Below are 19,933 nucleotides of genomic sequence, written 5' to 3' on the forward strand. Positions count from 1 at the left end.
TCGCGCACTTCACGGATATGCTTGTGTGTACCATATTTCGCCGGAGTAATCAACGGCACGGGCGGACTTTTATGCTAAAATGGCCGCATGACATCCCGAAAAACAACACGCGCTCTGTTCCTGGCGGCTGTCTTATGCGCCGCAGGCCCGATGAGAGGGGATCCGGCCCCCGAGCTCCGAAACCTCGTTTTATCCGGCGGCCCGGCCGGACGGGAAACGGCGATCACGGGATTGGTTTTTGACAATGGAACAACCCTTCGCCTCGAAAAGGCTTTCCCCCTGTTCACTCTTCTCCTCGACGACAAACCGTCCTCGTCCGACGGACTTCCCCTCGGCATTTCGCTCGAAATCGAACGCGATGAAGTCTTCCGTCCCGGATTCCGGCTGTCCGTCGTCTTTCGGAACACCTCCGAAAACACCATCAAGATCGAAAACCTCGTGCCGCTCGGCGAAGGCGGCGACCGCGCCTTCATAACGGCCGGTCTGCCCTACGTGCGGCCCCATTACTTAAGCCGGACCCTTCTTTATCGGCCGGGGTTGAATCCGCTCGGCGTCGTTCTTCCCGACAACGCCTGGCATCTGGGGTTCTGTTCGGTCGATATTGCGGACGGCCCTTCGCTGACGGCCCTGGCCCGTCGCAGGGCCCACGAAAAGGCGGAGATTCGGCGTTGGGCGGCCGTTCTCGAACCCGGAGGCCGCCTGGAATACAGCCTCTGGTTCGAGACTCATCCCGGGGGCTGGCGCCGCGGTCTGGAGATCATGTTCCGTGAAAGATATCTTCATGACCTGGACGACTTCGACGATACTCTCTTCCGGAGGCCCGATCTCCACTGGATCCGGAAAGCCTATCTCATGCTTCTCCAGTTCGCCTGGGACCACGGCTACTACGACCGCGAGGCCGGGCGATACGCCTTCGACGAGACGCTCACGGCCTGGGACCGCTTTCTCGGCGGGTTCGACATCTACACCATCTGGCCGACCTGGCCCCGTCTCGGCCTCGACTCCCGAAATCAGTGGGACATGTACCGGGAACTTCCGGGCGGTCTCGCCGAGCTTCGACGCCAGGTCGATCTCGCCCACAGTCTGGGGAAAAAGTATTTCATCTCCTACAATCCCTGGGACGAGAGCACACGTCACGAGGATCACCTGGCCGGCATGGAATCCATGCTTCGCACCCTCGACGCCGACGGCATCGTCCTCGATACACGCGGCGACTCCAGCCGCGAGCTTCAGGAAACGGCCGACCGGGTCAAACCCGGCATCATCATGTACAGCGAGGGAATGGCCGTGCCGAAGGACATGCCGGGAATTGTCTCCGGGCGCGTCCACGACGCCCTCTACATACCGCCGCCGCTGAACCTCAACAAGTTCATCAAGCCGGATTTTGCGATCTTCCGCGTTCTCCAACTGGCCGAGGGTCCGCTCCGCCGGGAATCTTCCGTGGCGCTTTTCAACGGGTATGGCGTCGAGATCAACACCATGCGGCCCGGCCGCCCGGAATGGATCGAGGAGGAACTTCGCCATCTCGGCCGGACAACGAAGATCCTCCGCGAAAACTCCGATGTCTTCGTCGACCTGTCGTGGCAGCCTCTCATTCCGACGATGATCGACGATGTTTGGGTCAACCGGTGGACCGCTGAGGGCAAGACGGTTTTTACCGTGTTCAGCCTGAAACCCGACGGGTTTAAGGGGGCGCTCTTCGAAGCTGAAAAGCGCGAAGGACTCCGCCTTGTCAGCCTCTGGAACCATGAGGAGTTGGACTGGGTCGAGCAGGACGATCGTTTTTACGTCCCGGTTGATGTTGGGGCTTTCAGCCGGGCTGATCTCGGCACAAGGCTTGAAGGCGGCGTCGATTGTGTGGCCGTTTTGCCGAAGATTCTCTTGGCCGAACCGGACCGGGGATTCCTGACAATGGAAGCGCCGGAGGCGCCGCCGGGAAGCCGGATCGTCGTCACGGCGGGAAATCCGACTTACGAGGCGCATTCGGTCTCATTCGACACCGAACGACGGACGATCGTTCTCCACGAGCATCTCGGCTTCCACGAGGAAAAAATCGTCGTCCAGTTATTCGACGGCGGCGGCGCGCTTCTCGACCAGCGGGTCTTTCGTCTGCCGCTCGGACATCCCCGGCTCATTTCAAAGATCGAGAAGACCCCGGCCGCCTCCCGAGCGCCCGAAGGCATGGTCGAAATCCCGGCCGGAACGTTTATCTTTGCCACGGCCGGAAACCCCGACGACGCCAACCCCGTCATCCCCTATCCCGACACCAAGCGGCCGCAGAACCTGAATATGCCCCGATTCTACATGGACCGCTATCCCGTGACCAATGCTCAATTTCAGGATTTTCTCAAGGCTTCAAAATACCGGCCTCAAGACGCATCCAATTTCCTGAAACACTGGGAGAACGGCAAGCCTCCGGCGGGACGGGAGAATCACCCCGTCGTCTGGATTTGCCCTGAGGATGCCCGGGCCTATGCCGCATGGGCCGGGAAACGCCTGCCGACCGAAGCCGAATGGCAATATGCCTCCCAGGGAACGGACGGCCGCAAGTTTCCCTGGGGAAACGAGACGGAACCGGATCGCTGCAACGACCGGCTGAACCGGACGACTCCCGTGGATGCCTATCCCGCAGGCGCAAGCCCCTTTGGGGTCATGGACCTCGTTGGAAACGTCTGGCAACTTACGGGCGACCTCTACGACAACGGCGTCTATGCCTACACGATCATCCGGGGCGGCAGCCACTATGCCCCGGAAACGAGCGTCTGGTACGTCAAGAGCGGCCCGCTGGCCGTCGATCGCGTCCAGATCCATCTGCTCATCGCGCCCGGCCTCGACCGCTCGGCCACGGTCGGCTTCCGCTGCGTCAAGGACGCTTTTTAAAGTTCCTCCGGCCTCATGTGGTCGTAACATTCGAAGGGGATTCCGATCTCCGCGGCCAGGGCTTTCAGGGCTCCCAGATGATCCCCGAGGACCGTGATGGGGTGGTTGGAGTTGATAAAGTGTTCGATCCTGCCGCACATCTTGATGTACCAATGAGGCCATTCGGGATTGCAGTTGCCGGAACGGACTTTCCAGGTTTCCTCGGACGGGACGTCCGTCACCCCTCGTCCGGCGCAGAGATAGAGGCCGTGATCGCGGTAGGAGATCCGGGCCCATGTCACGACGCCCGGGGCGCGGACCACAACGGAACAGGTTCCCCCGCCTTTCCCGAAATACATGGGTGTCTGCCGCTCCGACCAGGCTCCCTCGAGCCTGTCATGGCTTCCCTTGGCGAAGAACGGGGCCAGGGCGCCGGAATTGACGAGCCAGTAGATGCCCTTGGAATTCCAGTATCGCAGATCGTTGAATCCGACGGGCTCGCCGCCGGAAAGAAGCTTCAGGATCTGCATGGTCAGAGCGGCGCCGTCGTCGGCCTCGGTCGATGCCACAACGGTTTCCCCATCGCCGCTGGGACGCAGCCTGTTGTTCAGAAGGCCGAGCGTCAGGTCGGTCGCGGGATAGTGCTCGATCCAGTCGAGTTGGTCCTGGACGCCCAGGAAATCCAGACCGAACTGTTTTTTCAGTTCGAGAAGCGCGTAGTAGACTTTCATTTGGAAAAGGACCATGTCATGAGTCAGCGACACAGACGGATCCTGACCCAGCTTGAACGCCATTCCCTTCCTTTGCAGGAAATCGTAAGCCCCGAGGGCTTTGGAGTCGGGGACTTTCTCCGCCATTTTCGCGAGACGCAGACCGTCGAACCCCTCTCGCACGACACCGAAATGCTTCAGGAAGTCGGCTTCTGAAATCTTGTTCCACATCTCCATGGAGCGGGGTCCGACGGCACCGTAGATGGAGCCTGCCAGCGCCGCGACAACGGAACGGGCTTTCGCGGCATCTCTCTCCATGACCGGCACTTCTATCGAATCCGGCAACTCCGGAGCATAGCGTCCCTTGTCAAGAAACGCAGCCATGGCGGCCGCGTAGGATTCATGATCGGAAAAATCCTCGACGAACAGGCGGCTTGTCCGGATGCCCATGTGTTCGGTTCCGGCGGCCGCCGCCAGCAATCCGACGGCTCCGGGGAAATCCGCAAGGGCACTGCCGAGCAGAAGCTTCGGGATATCGGCGGGGAGCCGCCACATCGGACTGACGGAAAAATCCGGATAAGCCCATCCGGACATGAGATTGATGAAACGGTCGCCTTTCGCCGCCCGGATGATCCGCATCCCCTCGGCCACGGATGAGACGGGCTTGTCCGGGGTGAGAACCTGAGGCTCCCAACCGCATTTCCGAATCACCGCCGCAAGCCCATCGAGCTGTTTAAGGGCGACCGGCCAGACTTCGGCGTTCGCGCTGTCCCGGCTGTCGAGGGGAAGATAGATGTCAACGATCTTGTTCAAGGGTGTCTCCTTCACTTGTGATCCATTCGCCTCCCGCATCGATGTTCTTTGTCGTGAAAACCCGGGAGGGCAGAACAATTTCCTTATCGACGCTCCGGCCCTTCAGAATGTCGAGAACCGCAAGCACCGCCTCTTTGCCTCCCGTCGGGTATTCAAAACTGGCCTCCAGGATGCCCTGGCGCACATAGGCCTGACCTTCATAAGGAAGGGCGTCAATCCCGACGAAAATCATGCTCTTTTCCCGGTTCGCGGCCCGGGCGGCGAGGTAGGCGCCGCGGGCGCCGGGATCGTTGTGGGCATAGACGAGATCGATCCTGTCGAATCGGGCCAGGGCCGATTCCATTTCCTTGCGGGCATCGGGCTCCAGCCATTTCATGTCGGCCTCGAAGACGATTTCGATTTCGCTTCCCCGGATGCCTTCACGGAAGCCGGTGTGCCGGTCCTGGCCGGGAGTCGAGGTCATCAGGCCCTTGAGTTCAACGACACGGCCCTTCCCGCCCAAACGCCCGACGATCCATTCGCCGGCCGCCCGGCCGATGGACTTGTTGTCCGCTCCGATGAAACAGGTGTAGCGGTCGCCGAGGACCCGGCGGTCGAGAACGATGACCGGAATGCCCCGTTCGTAGGCCGCCGCGATCGGAGGAGTCAGAGGGGCCGCTTCCTTGGGAGAGACGATGATGGCATCCACTCCGGCACTGACGTATTCTTCGATATGAGATCTCTGCCGCAGCGAATCGTTCTGGGCGTCCTTGAAAATCACGCGGATTTCCGGATGAAGATCGGCTTCCGTTCTGATATCCTGGTTCATCTGCACACGCCAAGGCTCGCCGAGGTTGCATTGGCTCATGCCGATAGTCAGGATTTTTTCCGGGCGGCCTTTCTCTTCAAATTCCGATGTCGTCTTCCCGGCATCGCGGCAGGCGGCCGCGGAGGCGACGGAGGCAATAAGGACGAGACTCAGGAATCTCTTCATTGACGGCTCCTCTCAACCTTATGATTTTATTTTCCCTTTATACCAAATGTCCTCATGAATATCATCCTGCCGTTATTTCCGGTATTTCTGAAAAAGGACGGCCCCGACGATGATGGCGCCCGTCAGCATCAATCGTCCGGCTTCGCCGACGGCGTTGATGCTGAGGATTTTTTCCAGGTAGCCGATGGTCATCGCTCCGATGAATGTCAGCCCGATGCCGCCTCGCCCTCCCATCAGATTCGTGCCTCCGATGACGACAATGGCAATGGCCGTCAGTTCGTAACTGATCCCCGTTTCGGGATCTCCCTGAAGTTCCTGGGCCGCCTGACAAAGCCCGGCCACGGCGCAGAAAAATCCGCTCAGCCCGTAGGCCAGAATCTTGGTTGCCGCAACGGGCACGCCGGACAACCGGGCCGCCTCTTCGTTGCCGCCGACGGCATAGATGTAACGCCCCCAGCGAAGGCGGGACAAAATAATCCAACAGACCAGGATGCAGAGCAGAAAAATCAATGTGACGACGGCAATGTTTTGCCCCAGGATCTTGGAATTCAGAAAAGCAAAGACGCCCGGAACGTCGGCGTAATGATATGTTCCGTCAGGCCGCAGAATCGCCGTAGTGATTTTCTGCCCTCCGGAGATCGATTTGGCCATTCCCCGGGCGAAGACCATCATGGCCAGAGTGGCGATAAAAGGCTGGATGCGGAATTTGGCGATCAGGCCTCCCGAAACGCACCCGCACAACGCGCCGGCGGCCAGGCAGGCGGGCACGGCCAGCCAGGCGGACAATTCCAGGCGAAGAGACAGCAGGGCGAAAAGAACCGCCGTGAAACCCAATAGACTTCCCACGGAGAGGTCGATTCCGGCGGTGATGATGACCAGGGTCAAGCCGCAGGCCAGAATGCCGAAAACCGAGATATGCCGGAGCATGTCTCGGTGGGTGTCCCACTTGAAAAAGGCGCCCTCGGCGTTGAACAGGGCGCCCAGGGCCAGAACGAAGATCAGGGCGATCAAGGCCCGCACGGCGGACGAGCGGAGATGAATCGTCATGTTCATGTTTCTCCCATCGCCGCCCGAATGACCTCTTCCCGGGCGGCCTCTCCCTTCCGGAATTCCGCCGTGATCCGTCCACGATGGAGAACGAGAATCCGGTCGGACATGGCCAGAAGTTCCTCGATTTCCGACGTCACAAGCAGAACGGCCAGACCTTCCGATGTCCAGACGTTCATCAGTTCGTAGATGTCATGCTTGGCCCCGACATCCACTCCGGCCGTCGGCTCGTCCAGGAGCAGGACCCGGGGCCGGGTTTCCAGCCACTTGGCGATTGCGACTTTCTGCTGATTTCCGCCGGACAACGTTTGAACTTCCTGATCGATCGAACGCGTTTTAATGCCCAGGGAGTCGACGTGACGGGCCGCGGCCCGGGTTTCCCGCTCGAGTCGCATCCAGCCTCCCGGCGAAAATCGGTCGGTTGATGCCAGGGTGATATTGCGTGCCAGGCTCATCGGGGCAACGAGCCCGGTGGATTTACGGTCATGGGTCAGAAGGGCGATGCCGGCGCGAATGGAGTCTTTCGGCGAGCGGATCATGAACGGCCGGTCGTCGATCCGTACCGAACCCGCCGCCGGACGACCGTATGTCCCGAACAGGCCGTTCAGCAGCTCGCTTTTGCCCGAGCCCTGAAGACCGGCCAGGCCGAGAATCTCCCCTTTGTGAAGATCGAAATCAGCGTCCCGAATGGCCCATTTTCCTGTTCTCGACCGATCGGCCAGCCGAAAACCCCGGACTTCAAGAGCCGTCCCGGACGGATGAGCCGCCCGGGGCGGAAACTGTCCGGACATTTCCCGGCCGACCATCCAGCTCACGAGCTTCTGCTGCGGAAGTTCGGAGGCCGGGGCCGTGCCGACGGCGCGGCCGTCGCGGAGGACGCTGATGCGATCGCCGATATGGTAGATCTCTTCCATACGGTGGGAGATATAGATGATTCCGCAACCTCTTTCTTTCAGATTCCGGATCAGCTTGAATAATGTCCCGGCCTCGACATCGTTGAGTGCGCTCGTCGGTTCGTCCATGATGAAGATCTTCGCTTCGAAAACGAGCGCCTTGGCGATTTCTATCATTTGGCGGACGGCGACGGGATAGTCTCCCGTTTCCCGATCGAGATCGACATCGATGGCCAGGTTCTCCAGGAGAGCCGCCGCACGCTTCGATTCGGTCCGGAAATCCATCCATCCGCCGGAGGCTTTTTCCCGTCCCAGAAAAATGTTGTCCCGGACACTCATGGACAAAACCAGAGACATCTCCTGATGGATGGCCGAGATGCCGGCGATCGAGGCATCATGGGGGGATTTGAAACGGACGGGCCGGCCCTCGATCCGGATTTCTCCCGCGTGATCGGTATGAACTCCGGCCAGAATCTTCATCAGAGTCGTTTTCCCGGCCCCGTTTTCTCCCGCCAAAATGTGAACCTCGCCGGCTTTGAGCTCAAAGGAGACATCATGGAGAACGGGGACTCCCGAGAAAGCCTTGGAGATTCCGGACATTTCCAGAAGCATCGTTTTTTGAATTCTAGCATAAAATTGACTTCTCACGGATGCCGGAGTTAGAATGCCCGCGGGAGGATTCCATGGAGTTGCAAATCGTCCTCATCCTGGCCGTCATGGCCGCGGCCTACGCCGTGGCGCATTTCCGGAAGCTGTCGGTCGAACTCAGCATGCTGGCGGCGGCCGTCGCCGGAGGCCTGGCCGGCGCCTTCATCAAGACGCCCCCGCTCGGCGAGCTGGCCCGCCACCTCGTTGAGGGGTCCTTCACCTACCTGGACGTCATCCTGGTTTTCGTGACGGCCACGCTTTTCATGGCCGTCATTTCGGAATCCGGAGGCGTGATCTACGCCGTCCGGGGCACGGTCCGCGCCTTTGTCAATATGCGGGTGATCGCACTTCTCGTGCTTATGATCATCATTCTCATTCCCGGCGCCCTGACGGGAGCCGGGAGCGTCTCGCTCCTTGTCGTCGGTGCTCCCGTGGCCATGGCCCTCTCCGCGCTCGGCGTTTCCGGAAAACGGACGGCGGCCATCCTCTTCATCACGGCCGGATTGAGCGCGGCCGCTCCCCCGGTCAACATCTGGGCCATGATCCTTTCCGCCGGAACGGCCATTCCCTATGTGGGGTTCGAACTGCCGCTCGGCATCCCGGTGCTGCTTCTCGGGACGTTCACGGTCCTGACCCTGGGCCTCAGAAAAGAAAATCCCGTCAGCCGGGAAACGGCCCTCGCCGCCATCCCCGAGGTGCCGGCGGGCATGACCTGGTGGCGCGTCATTCTGCCGTTTCTGATCTTTTTCGGCCTGGTGATCGCCGCACGCATGTGGCCTTTCGCGCTGCCCATCATGGGCCTCCCTCTTCAGTTCACGATCGCCGGCCTCGTCGCCTGGCTGGTCAGCCCGAAACGCCCTCATCTGATCCGTCTGGCCCGGACAACCGTCAAAAGACTCCTCCCTCTTCTCACGACCATGGTCGTCGTCGGCATGCTCCAGCAGATCATGACCACGACCGGGGTCCGCGGCCTACTGTCCTTTCTCGTCATCAGCACACCGTTCGTCCTTTTGATCATGCTGCTGGCCGTTGTCATCCCTGTTTCGGAGGGTGTTCTGACTTACGGAGGAGCCGCCGTCCTCGGCATCCCTCTCGTCTGGTTTTTCGACTCGATCGGCTTGCACGCCACCATGGTCATCGCCGGACTCAGCCTGCTCTGGCCGCTCGGCGACGGACTGCCGCCGACGGCTCTCATCGGCCGGCTGAGCATCATGGTCTCGGACTATAAGGGCACCTACGGAAGTTTCCTGCGAAGCACCTGGCTGCCCTGGCTGGTCATTACGGCCACAGGCCTTCTCATGATCGTCTACAGCGCCAAGCTGAGCTTTCTTGTGCGTTGGAGCATGTGACCGCGATGAAACACATAGGAGAATCGCCATGACCGTCATCATGGGACTGTACTACGCGATCAGCGCCGGAATTCTGGCCATCCTGATCCTGAATTTCATCGAAGAAAAGGACAGCACGCATGACGCGATCCATTATCTGATCGTCATGATTCCGCTTGTCCTGCGCCTCCTGCGGGTGAAGTAGAAGGAGTCCGTCGATGAAACATCCCTGGAAAATCAAAAGTGCGGGGCTCGCGGCGACGGCCGCGGTCCTCATCCTCGGCGGTTTTCAGCTCTACAGCCACCGCCATCACCGGCTGCCCATCGTGGCCGGCCCCGGCGTGACCCGCATCGCCTATCTGAGCGACTACGGCCCCGGGCTCAAAGGGACCATGGCCGACACGCCGGTCTTTTTCCTGGAGAGCGGGCATCCCGGCGGCAAGGCCCTCATCATGGGCAACACCCACGCCAACGAGCCCGACGGGATCCTCTCGGTGCTCATTCTGCTCGAAAACGCCGTCGTCGAAAGCGGCACGCTCATCGTCATTCCCCAATTCAACCACAGCGCCAGCCGGACGACACGGCCCGGCGACGGATATCCCCTGTTTTTCGAAATCGAAACGCCCTGGGGAGAAAAACGATTTCGCATGGGCAACCGGGACGCCTCCCCTCTCGATCAATGGCCCGATCCCGACGTCACCATCCACTATCCGAGCCGCCAGCTCCTCTCCTTCCTCGATATCCGCAACACCAACCGGACCTGGCCCGGACGCCCTGACGGCGCCCTGATGGAGCGGGTGACGTTTGCGGCCATGGAACTCATGCGCCGCGAAGCGGTCGACCTGGCCGTCGACATCCACGGCGCCGAGACCATGTTTCCGGTCACGAACTGCATTGTCGCTCCGGAAAAATCCATGCGGCTGGCCACCATGACCGCCCTGAACGTCAAAGCCCGGGAGGGATTCGATTCCCACGTCGAGCCCTCACCCTCAGGATTCCGCGGCCTGTCCCACAGGGAAATCGGAGACTATTCGGACACCCTGCCGTTTCTTCTTGAAGCCCCGATGCCTTTTCTCGACCAGCCGACCGGCCCCAAAACCGTTGAGCTCCTTCTCGACGGAAAGGATCCGTTCCTTCTTCGCCTCTCGGAAAAAGGCAAGCTTTTCGTCCCTTATGACGCCGACGGCTGGCCCATCGATAAGCGGGTGGGCCAGCACACCTCGACCGTCCTGGAGCTTCTCAACCAGTTTTCCCGGAGAACACCGGAACGGGCCGTCGTTTTGAGCGGAGTCCCCCGCTATGCGGACATCGTCGAGAACGGCATCGGATTCTATTTCCGGGATCCGGCAACGGTTCCTTCGGACCGCATCCACCTCTATTGACATTGAAATTCGCCGGAAAAACGGATATGGTATCGGCATACGAAAAAATGATGGATTTTCATCTTCGGAGGTATCTCATGACAAAAAGGACATTATGGCGGAATTCCGTCCTCGTCCTGGCCCTGATCTTCGCGGCCGGATCGTTTTCCGCGGCCGTCGACGACGCCCGGCCCGAAAGACAGTGGGGTCCCGAGGGCTGCACCGTCATCCTGGTCGGCAAGGACGCATCCACGGACGGCTCGGTCATCAGCACCCATACCGCCGACTGCGGCGTCTGCGACTGGACGTTCCGCTGGGTTCCGGGCGCCGAACACGCGGAGGGCGCAACCCGAAAAATCTACCGCATTTCCCAGTACCACACCTGGCCGCCCTCCCAGGGCCTGAAATGGGAGCGATATCGGGATGATTTCAGCGGCCTCGAAATCCCCCAGCCTTCCCGCACCTATGGGTACTACCACGGCATGTTCGGCTACATGAACGAAAACCAGGTGGCCATCTCCGAATCCACCACGGGAACCCATCGCCAACTCATCAATTCCACGCCGTCCGCCCAGATCGACCTGACCATGCTGACGCTCCTGGCCATGGAGCGGTCCAAGACCGCCCGCGACGCCATCCGCATCATGGGCGAGCTGGCCGAAACTTACGGCTACGGATTCCATGACGACGGCGAGATGCTGGCCGTCTCCGACCCCGACGAAATCTGGATCTTCGAAATCATGCCGGTCGGTCCGCTGTGGTCGCCCGATTCCGGAACACCGGGAGCCGTCTGGTGCGCCCAGCGTGTGCCGGACGATCACGTCAGCGTCTGCCCCAACGAGTCCCGGATCGGGGAAATCGACCTCACCAAGCCCGATTATTTCATGGCCTCGAAGCACGTCGTTTCTTTCGCCGTCGAGAAAAAGCTGTACAACCCCGACAGCGGAAAACCCTTCAGCTGGAAGCACGCCTATTCTCCGGCGGACACCAGCGCCACGGCCAGCGGCGGATCCCGAGCCCGGATGTGGCGGTTTTTCGATCTGGCCGCCCCTTCGAAGAAATTCAGTCCCGACACCCCGAATATGGATTTCCCGTTCTCGGTGAAACCCGACAAAAAGCTCTCGCTCCAGGACGTCATGAACATGACCCGGGACAAATACCAGGGAACGCCCTTCGACACCGGAGCCGGTCTCCGCGGCGGGCCGTTCAGCAATCCGAACTACCACCCACGCCCCGTTCGCGTCGGCGATCAGACCTATCCCACGCCCCGTCCCATCGGCGTCAACCGGGCCGAATACACGACCATCACCCAGGTCCGGAGAGGCCTGCCGAATGAGATCGGCGGCATCCTCTGGATCGCTTTCGGCGCGCAGGATACGGCCTGCTACATGCCGTTCTATCTCGGGGCGGCCGAAATCCCGCATTCCTTCGAGATCGGCGATCACTGGGAATTCGACCGCGGCTCGGCCCGCTGGGCCTTCGATTACGTCGACACCCTGGCCCAGGTGGCCTATTCGCACGCCATCAAGGATGTTCAGGCGGCCATCGAAGTCTGGGAGGGCGGCGCCATCGAGCGGACCCGCATGATCGACGACCTGGCCCTGCGCCTGCACAAGGAAGACCCGGCCAAGGCGGCCGACTTCCTCAACATGTACAGCATCCGGAATGCCGAAAGCGCGGTCAACGCCTGGTGGAAACTCGGCGACGACCTCATCGTCAAATACCGGGGCCTCAGCATCTACGACCCGGTGAAGCGCACACGGATCGACCTCCCCTATCCGGAAGAATGGCTGAAAGAGGTCATCCGTTACCACGGCATCGAGCCGACCAAGAAAAAATAACCTCCGACGTCCGGCTCGAACCGGATGCGGCGACAAAGGAGTTGAATTGATGAAAACATATCGCTTGCCCGTTTTTCTGGCGATTGCAGCCGGGATTCTTCTCACAGCCCCGTCGGGATGGACGTCCGGCGGCGACGTGCCCAAGGCCGAACTTCCGGTTCTGACGACATCGGCGGGCCAGAGCCCCGATATCACCACGCTGAACATCATCTGCGAGGAAGCCGGAATTCCCTATGATTATTGCGACGTCCCCACAGTCGAGATCATCGCGGCCGGTGTCGGGTTGGGCGGACAGACAACCCAGGAGGGCGGCGGGTTTTACGCCGAGGTCCACTCCGACCTCGACAAGCACCCCGAGGGCACGCCCTACAAGACCGTGATCTTCGCGATCGGCGCCAGCCTCAAGGGAATGGGCGCCTCCGGCCTGACCGTGGACGACGAAGTCAACCGCCTGAAAAAGATCGTCGACCATTGCAAGAGCCAAAAGATTTTCATGATCGCCGTCCACGTCGGGGGAACCTCCAAGCGGGGCGCTCCGGGCAGCGACAACGAGCGCATGATCGACGCCGTCGCCCCCTTTGCGGATTATCTCGTCGTCACCAAGGACGCCAACAAGGACGGCCGGTTCACGAAGATTTCCCAGGACAACGGCATTCCGCTCACGGAGATCGATTTCGCGCTCGGCCTGGTCGGCGTTCTCCAGCAGGCCTTCGGCATGTCAACAAAAACCTGAAAACGGCTTCGGGCTTCAGATCGTCTCGGATCCCGTCAATCAGATCGACGGAACAATGGACATCGACCGCAAGGAGGGAACGACGGTCACGATCCGGTTTTGAATTCTTGTATGCCGGAGGTGGGAATCGAACCCACACCCCTGTCGCCAGGGACTGGATTTTGAGTCCAGCGCGTCTGCCAGTTCCGCCACTCCGGCCCGTCCCATATGTAACAAATTCGAGGACACCGGTCAACAGGCCGCTGCGCCGGTTGATTTCCGATCGTCATGTGTGATAAAAAAAGCTTCACTTGAACCCCATGAAAACAGACACCGTCCGCCTTCTTGAAATCGCCGGGCGCCTGGCCGGACACCGGATCGCCGTCTGGGGCGACTTCATTCTGGACGAATACATTTATGGAACCACGCGCCGGATCTCCCGCGAAGCCCCGGTTCTGATCCTGTCTTACAGTGACCGGGAATTCACCCTGGGCGGGGCCGGGAACGCCCTCCAGAACCTCAAAGCCCTGGGGGCTCAGCCCGTCCCCGTCGGCGCCGTCGGCCTGGATGACGCCGGCCGCAAAATCCTGGCCATGCTGAAAAAAATGGGCATTGCCTCGGATCACATGCTTCAGGTTCCGGGCTATGCCACACCTCTCAAAACCCGCGTTCTGGCCGGCGAACACAACACCCGCAAGCAGCAGATCCTGCGCATCGACCGGGAAAGCCGGATTCCCGCCGCAGCCGACATAAAAAAGAGCTTCTCCTCGGCGCTCCGCGATCTGGTCCGGAATTGCGCCGGCCTTCTGGTTTCGGACTACAACTACGGAGCGGTCGATCCGGAAATCTTCAAATCCGCCTCTCCCGTCTTCCGCGGGAAACAAAGGTCCGTCACGCTGGATTCCCGTTTCCGCATTCTTGATTTTCCAGGCGGAACCACGGCCACACCGAACGAAACCGAAGTCCGGGATGCGTTGCAGCGGGATATCCGGGAAGAAGACCCGACGCTGCGGAAGGCCGGACGCGATCTTCTCCGCCGTCTCCGGTCGCCGGCCCTTCTGATTACGCGGGGGGCCCGCGGCATGATTCTCTTCGAAACCGGCCGCCCTCCCTATCACATTCCCGCCCACGGCCCTTCCGACATCGTGGACGTCACGGGGGCGGGCGATACGGTCATCAGTGTTTACACTCTCGCCCTGGCCGCCGGCGCATCCTTCCGCGAAGCCGCCCAACTGGCCAATCGGGCCGGAAGCGTCGTGGTCATGAAAAAAGGCGCAGCCGTCCTTTCGGGCGAAGAACTCCGGCAGGCGATTCTCTCGTGAAGCCGGACAAACTCAAATCCCTCTCCCGCCTATCCCGCATTGTCAGAGAAGAAAAGAGAAAGGGCCGAAAGGTTGTTTTGGCCAACGGCTGCTTCGATCTCATCCACGCCGGACACGTCCGTTATCTCCGCCACTGTCAATCGGCCGGCGATATTCTTATCGTCGCCCTCAACAGCGATGCTTCGACCCGGCGGCTCAAGGGACCCGGCCGCCCTCTTCTTCCCCAGGACGAGCGGGCCGAGATCCTCTGCGCCTTCGAATTCGTGGATTACGTCACGATCTTTGCCGAAGACAACGTCGAAAACATCCTCCGAACCCTCAAACCCGACGTCCACGCCAAAGGTTCGGATTATTCCGTCGACACCGTTCCGGAACGGGCGGTCGTCAGGGCCTACGGCGGAGAGATCTTCATCGCCGGAGGCCCGAAGATCCGCTCCACATCCGAAGTCATCCGGAATCTGACGGCGGCCCGGCGACAGGGGGGCGGACGTGGCGACCGCTGATTCCCGGTCTTCCGGCCGTCCGGATGAGTCCTTTCTTGTCATCCGTCTCAGTTCCCTGGGAGATATCATTCACACGTTGCCGGCCTTTGCGGCCCTGCGAAAGGCCTTTCCCGGCGCACGCATCTCCTGGCTGGTCGAGAAGGCGGGAAAAGACATTCTCGATCTCGTCCCGGGAATCGACGAGATCATTGTCGCCCGCTCGAAAGGCTGGTTGCGGCGGCTACGCGACCGGAACCGGACGGCGCTCGATTTTCAGGGATTGTTGAAGTCGGCCGCGGCGGCCCGCCTTTCCGGCGCCAGGCGAAGGATCGGCTTCGCCAAGGCCAACCTGCGGGAACCGGCGGCCGGAGTCTTCTACACCGAACGGGCCCGCGAAGCCGACGAGAATCGGCACGTCATCGCCAGGAATCTCGGGCTTCTTGAAAACCTCGGCATCATCGACGGCGGCTGGAACTTTCCCATCGAGATTCCCCCGAATCTTCGGGCCGGCGTCGTCGGCAAAATCCAGGAACTCGGGTTTTCCCCTCCGTCGCGCATCGTGATCATCAACGTCGGCGCCGCCTGGGAGACCAAGAGGTGGACGGCCGACAAGTGGGCTTCCGTTCTCAGCCGGCTGAAAACGCCGGACATCTTTCCCCTTATCCTCTGGGGAACGGATATCGAACGCGGCATCGCCCGGGACCTGGCGGCCAAAACCGGAGCCGTCCCGGCGCCTTTCATGAGCATCGCGGAAGTCCTGGCTCTGATAGAACAATCCGCCCTTCTCCTCAGCGGAGACACCTTCGCCCTCCAGGCCGCCTGCGCTTTGGGAACGCCCGTTGTCGGGATTTTCGGCCCGACCAACCCGGCCCGGAACGGACCCTTCGGACCGCTGGACAAAACCCTTCACTTGCCAATTCCCTGCCATCCCTGTTATAAAAGGGAATGTTCCCGCCTGGAATGCCTGAGCCGTCTCGACCCCGATCGAGTCGCCGAGCAGGCCGAGAACGTGCTGAAAGACAATGACGGATCATCCAATCGTTGAAGCTCTCTACCGCTGGCGCGTGCGAACGGGAACCGTCTTCATTCTGGCCGTGGGCGTCCTGGCCCGGCCCACCATCTTGTCCCTCGCCGCGGGGGGCGCCGTGGCCCTTGCAGGACTGGCCCTGAGAGCCTGGGCCTCCGGCCACCTGAACAAGGAAAAAATTTTGGCCGTATCCGGTCCCTACCGCCACACCCGGAATCCCCTCTATCTCGGCAATCTGATCATCGGAGCCGGCGTCGCGGTCACGGCCCGCTCCTGGCCCGTTCTGGCACTCCTGACGGCATACTTCGGCGTCTTTTATCCATTGATCATCGTCAAGGAACGGAAACGGATGCGCCGTCTGTTCATGGAAAAATACGATGATTTCGCAAAAAAAGTGCCGCTGTTTTTTCCCGGTCTACGCCGCGCCGCCCGCAACGGGACCCGTTTCGATCGCCGCCTGTACACGATTAACCGGGAATATCGGGCCGCCGTCGCCACCCTGATCGTCTGGCTCGTCCTGGCCGCCAAAATGATTCTATTATAGAGTTTCACCGTGCCGACGGAAAAACGCATCGCCCGCGTCCGCGAAGTCTTGGCCAAACGCCAGCCCGATCTCCGGGTTGTTCTGGACGCCGTGTCCATCGCCCACAATGCCAGCGCCGTGGCCCGGACCTGTGACGCCTGCGGCGTTTTATACCTCGACATCATCGCCCCTCAGGCCGAAGCCCTCAAGCTCAACGAAGCCATCACGACACGGGCCGACAAATGGCTGGAATGGCGGGTTCACCGGGCCGCCGTCGATTGCCTGCCGGATCTGAAAAAAGCGGGATTCCGAATCGTCGCCGCTCAGATCGGTACCCGAGCGCTGCCCTACGATCGGATCGATTATACGACTCCCACGGCTCTTGTTTTCGGCAGCGAAGCGGCCGGCCTGACCCCGGAAGCCTTGAGCTACGCCGACGAAACCATCGCCATCCCCATGGTCGGAATGGTCCAGAGCCTCAATCTCTCGGTTTCCGTTGCGATCGTCCTCTACGAAGCTTTCCGGCAAAGACAGGCCAAGGGGATGTATGACCGTCCCCGCCTCTCACCCTCCGAACTCGAGCGCCTCGAACGGCAGTGGCTCCTGCCGGACTAACGAACGAGCTCAACCCGGGTGACTTTCGAACCGAGAGGGATGATGGCGGCTCCCCGTTCCTTGGGATAAGCGGCCGTAAGCCGATAATCGCCGGTGCCGGCCGGGCGGGCCGGCTGTTCGATGCGCAGCCCGGCTTGGGCGACATGCGTATTCCGGGGCGCCAGGGTTATCCTGACTCTTCCATCCGATTCCCGATACTCGACCTTCTCAAAACTTCCGGAATCGAGAGTCAGCCAAAGCCCCAAGGGAGCCAGATAGACCCGGGAGCGGGCACTGTTCTTCGGGATGACCGAGATCCACCCGACTTCCGGAGCGATCTCGCCGCCGAAAGCCAGCCGGCCGAAATCCGGGTCATCCACGACATAGGTTCCGGTGTGCATGGCATAGCCGAAAAATCCCGGGCCGTAGTCCCCCGAAATGCCGTCGATGCGAAGCGTGGAGGGATAGGAGTGAAATGCGGCCGGAGCGAATCCCTCGCGCGTGATGTTGGCAAGCGCCCCCATAACTCCGGCATGACCGACTCTCAGCAGATAAAGATCTCCTGGTTTTTCCCGGAATGCGGCCAGCACCGGGCCGGCGTTCAGGGCCGATCCGTAGTGGTGAAGCTGGCGTTCGATCCGCCTCAGTTTTCCGGCATAGACAAAATCCCAGTAGCGCCGGGCGCTTCCGTTGTAGCCCCAGTGCGGGACCGTCGGCATATAGGCCAAAATGGCATCAAGGGTCACCTGGGCCTTGTCCTCATAGCCGAAGTATTTCGACCAGGTGTAGACTTCCTCCTGACCCGTGGAATCCCAGGGCATTTCGCTACCGAAGGGATAGGCCAGAGACCGCCAGAGATCGGCGCGCTTCTTCATGGCCGCTTCGAGTTGTTCCGCGAGTTCGGTCAGCCCTTCCCTCTGCAGATCGAGCAGAATCATGAGGAAAATGGTCCCTTCCATCTGACCGAACCGGGCGTATCCCGGAGCCTGTTCGACCATGGCCAGAGCCGTCCGGCAGGCCTTCTCAAGGTACCAATCCCATGTTTTTTCGGGAACATACCCTTCGGCGTTCCGCGACAAGCGGTAAAAAACCCAATGGGCTGCAGCGACGTGGGGATAATTGTAGGAACGCACCGTGGATTCCGCCTCTTCCCTTTTCCAAGAGGACCACGAACCGTATTTGACGGCATCGCTGTATGTGCCTTCGGGCATCTTTTCGGGCTCGTAGAAAAACAGGCTTTTCCTGACGCCGTATTTCCTGTCGCCTTCACTGTACTGAATGCCGCCCCACAAGGTCTCGAAGAAAAAGCGCCTGAGTTTGGCCAGTTCCCCGGCATCGGGCCGGACCAACTGTTTCATAACGGCGGCCACCCAGGAGCCCGCCCCTCCCTCGTCGCTGAGACCGGCGATCCAGGCCCGGTTGTCTTCCAGAACAGGGCTCATGGACTCATAGTCATAGGTTATGACCGACGGGCTGCGGCGGAAAAGATCCGACGGGTTGTCGTACCACTGTTCATGGGTGAGGAAACGCCCCATGTCGGAAACGACCTCCGCCTCGGGCTTGATGACGTTGTAGTGAACAGACTGTTTCAAGCCGTCGGCATAGGTGACGGTCAAGCGGGCCCTCCCCCACTCCTCGCCGTGAATCCGGTAGGTTTTCCAGCCGTTGGGCGCCGGCGCGTCTTCACGCACCGTCAACGCCGCCGCCGGCTCCACGTCCATGGAGCGGACCTCCGCTGAATGGCCGAGGAACAAGCGGGCGGAGATATCTTTCGGCAGGACATAGCCGGGAATTCCGACGGCGACCGGGCGGCGATGCCCGATCAGCGTCGATTCGACGGCCCGCAGAGATTCGGACGGAACGAACATCACGCCGTAAACGGCCGACTCGCCGGGATTGAGACGCCTCGATGTCGGACGGTTCCACGGTTCGGCCTCGGACCAGTCCTCTTCCGCATGAGCCCGGCTGTGAACCATCCATTCATGAAATCCCTCGAACGTCACCCCCCGGGGTGTCGGATCGTCAAGGAGCGGACGATAGGCTTCGAACGGAGTCCCGGCGTAAGGCAGAACAAGAAGGACGGATCCCCGGCCGTGGAGGCGGGCGACTTGAAGATAACCCGCATCCAGACCGATATACGGATCGGCAAAGACGCAGGAGGCATGGGCCCGGTCCAGGTCTTTTCCGTGCAGGATGTTGTTGAAAATCAAGGGAATCCCCAGGGAGCCGATTTCGACGGGCCGGTCACCGTTGTTCTTCAGGACAAATCGAAGCCCCAGATTTCCGTCACGCACCTCCCAGGTGCGAAGCGCCTGCAGCGGAAAGTCTTCGGCAAGCGTCCCGGCCAGATCGGACGACGCGAGGCCGCCGGGTCCCGGATCGATGGGTTTCACGGATCCTCGTTCGGCGGCCGTCGAATAGTCCTTCCATCGGCGATCCTCCCCCACTCTGACCCTTAAAGTCAGATCGCCCAAATGATAGCAATGGTTGCCTCCGCGGATCTTCAGGTTTTCGGAGGGGGTGTAGTCAAATCCGTCCCCGCCTTTCGGCCTGAGAGCGGCGACCGTTTGGGACGCCTTGACCAGCTGAAGATGAAAGACCGGCGTGTCAAAATCCAGAATCCCGTCCCTGAGCCCCAGAGTTTCCGGCAATGCCTCAAGGTTCTTCCATTGAGAAAAAGACGATGTCGCCGGGAAAATCAACCCCAAAACAAGAACCGCCGCGACCGCTTTTTCCCTCCTTATCATGCCGTCCTCCTGCCCAGGGTCTTATCATGACCGGGCCGTTGTCGATATCCCGG

16 protein-coding genes and 1 tRNA gene are annotated in these 19,933 nt (G+C 60.7%); 11 read left to right on the plus strand and 6 right to left on the minus strand.

Translation table 11 applies throughout. From position 1 onward, the window contains the following. The first annotated feature begins 87 nt into the window (after nucleotides 1-87). The gene (locus tag SCM96_10610) at nucleotides 88-2,880 is read left to right on the plus strand and encodes an SUMF1/EgtB/PvdO family nonheme iron enzyme (GenBank protein MDW7761075.1); all 2,793 of its coding nucleotides are present in this window, start codon (nucleotides 88-90) and stop codon (nucleotides 2,878-2,880) included. On the opposite strand, the gene SCM96_10615 is transcribed toward SCM96_10610, so the two are convergent. From SCM96_10615 to SCM96_10630, 4 genes are all read right to left on the minus strand, one after another. Beyond that, a complete protein-coding gene (locus SCM96_10615; GenBank protein ID MDW7761076.1) occupies nucleotides 2,877-4,382 on the minus strand; it encodes a hypothetical protein in 1,506 nt (501 codons plus the stop codon). The two genes, SCM96_10610 and SCM96_10615, sit on opposite strands and share 4 nt — an antisense overlap. Next, nucleotides 4,366-5,355, minus strand: coding sequence for a substrate-binding domain-containing protein (locus SCM96_10620; GenBank protein ID MDW7761077.1), 990 nt, complete (start codon nucleotides 5,353-5,355; stop codon nucleotides 4,366-4,368). The genes SCM96_10615 and SCM96_10620 overlap by 17 nt, the downstream gene beginning before the upstream one ends. Nucleotides 5,356-5,427: 72 nt before the next feature. After that, nucleotides 5,428-6,402 (minus strand): ABC transporter permease, encoded by a 975-nt coding sequence (locus SCM96_10625; GenBank protein MDW7761078.1) that lies wholly within the window; start codon nucleotides 6,400-6,402, stop codon nucleotides 5,428-5,430. Nucleotides 6,403-6,404: 2 nt separating this feature from the next. Further along, the gene (locus SCM96_10630) at nucleotides 6,405-7,907 is read right to left on the minus strand and encodes a sugar ABC transporter ATP-binding protein (GenBank protein MDW7761079.1); all 1,503 of its coding nucleotides are present in this window, start codon (nucleotides 7,905-7,907) and stop codon (nucleotides 6,405-6,407) included. A gap of 71 nt (nucleotides 7,908-7,978) precedes the next feature. On the opposite strand from SCM96_10630, the gene SCM96_10635 reads away from it, so the two are divergent. The 5 genes from SCM96_10635 (at nucleotide 7,979) to SCM96_10655 (ending at nucleotide 13,206) form a co-directional block, all read left to right on the plus strand. Beyond that, nucleotides 7,979-9,292, plus strand: a complete 1,314-nt coding sequence (locus SCM96_10635; protein ID MDW7761080.1) for a C4-dicarboxylate ABC transporter — start codon at nucleotides 7,979-7,981, stop codon at nucleotides 9,290-9,292. A gap of 28 nt (nucleotides 9,293-9,320) precedes the next feature. Further along, complete coding sequence (locus SCM96_10640; GenBank protein MDW7761081.1) at nucleotides 9,321-9,476, plus strand: hypothetical protein; 156 nt, start codon at nucleotides 9,321-9,323, stop codon at nucleotides 9,474-9,476. A 13-nt stretch (nucleotides 9,477-9,489) separates the two neighbouring features. Continuing rightward, complete coding sequence (locus tag SCM96_10645; GenBank protein ID MDW7761082.1) at nucleotides 9,490-10,653, plus strand: succinylglutamate desuccinylase; 1,164 nt, start codon at nucleotides 9,490-9,492, stop codon at nucleotides 10,651-10,653. Nucleotides 10,654-10,730: 77 nt separating this feature from the next. After that, on the plus strand, nucleotides 10,731-12,473 hold the full coding sequence (locus tag SCM96_10650; protein ID MDW7761083.1) for a C69 family dipeptidase: 1,743 nt from the start codon (nucleotides 10,731-10,733) through the stop codon (nucleotides 12,471-12,473). Nucleotides 12,474-12,522: 49 nt separating this feature from the next. Then, nucleotides 12,523-13,206 (plus strand): DUF6305 family protein, encoded by a 684-nt coding sequence (locus SCM96_10655; protein ID MDW7761084.1) that lies wholly within the window; start codon nucleotides 12,523-12,525, stop codon nucleotides 13,204-13,206. 112 nt (nucleotides 13,207-13,318) lie between these two features. Here the strand turns inward: SCM96_10655 and SCM96_10660 are convergent. After that, nucleotides 13,319-13,404: transfer RNA gene (locus SCM96_10660), tRNA-Leu, on the minus strand. A gap of 101 nt (nucleotides 13,405-13,505) precedes the next feature. Here SCM96_10660 and SCM96_10665 point away from each other — a divergent pair. From SCM96_10665 to SCM96_10685, 5 genes are read left to right on the plus strand one after another with little or no spacing between them, the layout of a single operon-like run. Beyond that, nucleotides 13,506-14,507 (plus strand): PfkB family carbohydrate kinase, encoded by a 1,002-nt coding sequence (locus SCM96_10665; protein ID MDW7761085.1) that lies wholly within the window; start codon nucleotides 13,506-13,508, stop codon nucleotides 14,505-14,507. Further along, nucleotides 14,504-15,010 (plus strand): adenylyltransferase/cytidyltransferase family protein, encoded by a 507-nt coding sequence (locus SCM96_10670; protein ID MDW7761086.1) that lies wholly within the window; start codon nucleotides 14,504-14,506, stop codon nucleotides 15,008-15,010. Before SCM96_10665 ends, SCM96_10670 begins: the two co-directional genes overlap by 4 nt. After that, complete coding sequence (locus tag SCM96_10675; protein ID MDW7761087.1) at nucleotides 14,997-16,034, plus strand: glycosyltransferase family 9 protein; 1,038 nt, start codon at nucleotides 14,997-14,999, stop codon at nucleotides 16,032-16,034. Before SCM96_10670 ends, SCM96_10675 begins: the two co-directional genes overlap by 14 nt. After that, complete coding sequence (locus SCM96_10680) at nucleotides 16,012-16,560, plus strand: isoprenylcysteine carboxylmethyltransferase family protein (GenBank protein MDW7761088.1); 549 nt, start codon at nucleotides 16,012-16,014, stop codon at nucleotides 16,558-16,560. Before SCM96_10675 ends, SCM96_10680 begins: the two co-directional genes overlap by 23 nt. A 9-nt stretch (nucleotides 16,561-16,569) precedes the next feature. After that, nucleotides 16,570-17,154, plus strand: coding sequence for a TrmH family RNA methyltransferase (locus tag SCM96_10685; GenBank protein ID MDW7761089.1), 585 nt, complete (start codon nucleotides 16,570-16,572; stop codon nucleotides 17,152-17,154). Here SCM96_10685 and SCM96_10690 read toward each other — a convergent pair. Continuing rightward, nucleotides 17,151-19,880, minus strand: a complete 2,730-nt coding sequence (locus SCM96_10690; protein ID MDW7761090.1) for a DUF5695 domain-containing protein — start codon at nucleotides 19,878-19,880, stop codon at nucleotides 17,151-17,153. The genes SCM96_10685 and SCM96_10690 overlap by 4 nt on opposite strands. Nucleotides 19,881-19,933: the final 53 nt, after the last annotated feature.

This window comes from Acidobacteriota bacterium, from assembly GCA_033549365.1.
Lineage (GTDB): Bacteria > Acidobacteriota > Aminicenantia > Aminicenantales > Saccharicenantaceae > JAWSUF01.

Bases quoted from the DNA above. Each gene is read 5' to 3' on its own strand.
- SCM96_10610 (MDW7761075.1), top strand. From the start codon at position 88: ATGACATCCCGAAAAACAACACGCGCTCTGTTCCTGGCGGCTGTCTTA.
- SCM96_10620 (MDW7761077.1), bottom strand. From the start codon at position 5,355: ATGAAGAGATTCCTGAGTCTCGTCCTTATTGCCTCCGTCGCCTCCGCG.
- SCM96_10625 (MDW7761078.1), bottom strand. From the start codon at position 6,402: ATGACGATTCATCTCCGCTCGTCCGCCGTGCGGGCCTTGATCGCCCTG.
- SCM96_10630 (MDW7761079.1), bottom strand. From the start codon at position 7,907: ATGCTTCTGGAAATGTCCGGAATCTCCAAGGCTTTCTCGGGAGTCCCC.
- SCM96_10635 (MDW7761080.1), top strand. From the start codon at position 7,979: ATGGAGTTGCAAATCGTCCTCATCCTGGCCGTCATGGCCGCGGCCTAC.
- SCM96_10640 (MDW7761081.1), top strand. From the start codon at position 9,321: ATGACCGTCATCATGGGACTGTACTACGCGATCAGCGCCGGAATTCTG.
- SCM96_10645 (MDW7761082.1), top strand. From the start codon at position 9,490: ATGAAACATCCCTGGAAAATCAAAAGTGCGGGGCTCGCGGCGACGGCC.
- SCM96_10650 (MDW7761083.1), top strand. From the start codon at position 10,731: ATGACAAAAAGGACATTATGGCGGAATTCCGTCCTCGTCCTGGCCCTG.
- SCM96_10655 (MDW7761084.1), top strand. From the start codon at position 12,523: ATGAAAACATATCGCTTGCCCGTTTTTCTGGCGATTGCAGCCGGGATT.
- SCM96_10665 (MDW7761085.1), top strand. From the start codon at position 13,506: ATGAAAACAGACACCGTCCGCCTTCTTGAAATCGCCGGGCGCCTGGCC.
- SCM96_10680 (MDW7761088.1), top strand. From the start codon at position 16,012: ATGACGGATCATCCAATCGTTGAAGCTCTCTACCGCTGGCGCGTGCGA.
- SCM96_10690 (MDW7761090.1), bottom strand. From the start codon at position 19,880: ATGATAAGGAGGGAAAAAGCGGTCGCGGCGGTTCTTGTTTTGGGGTTG.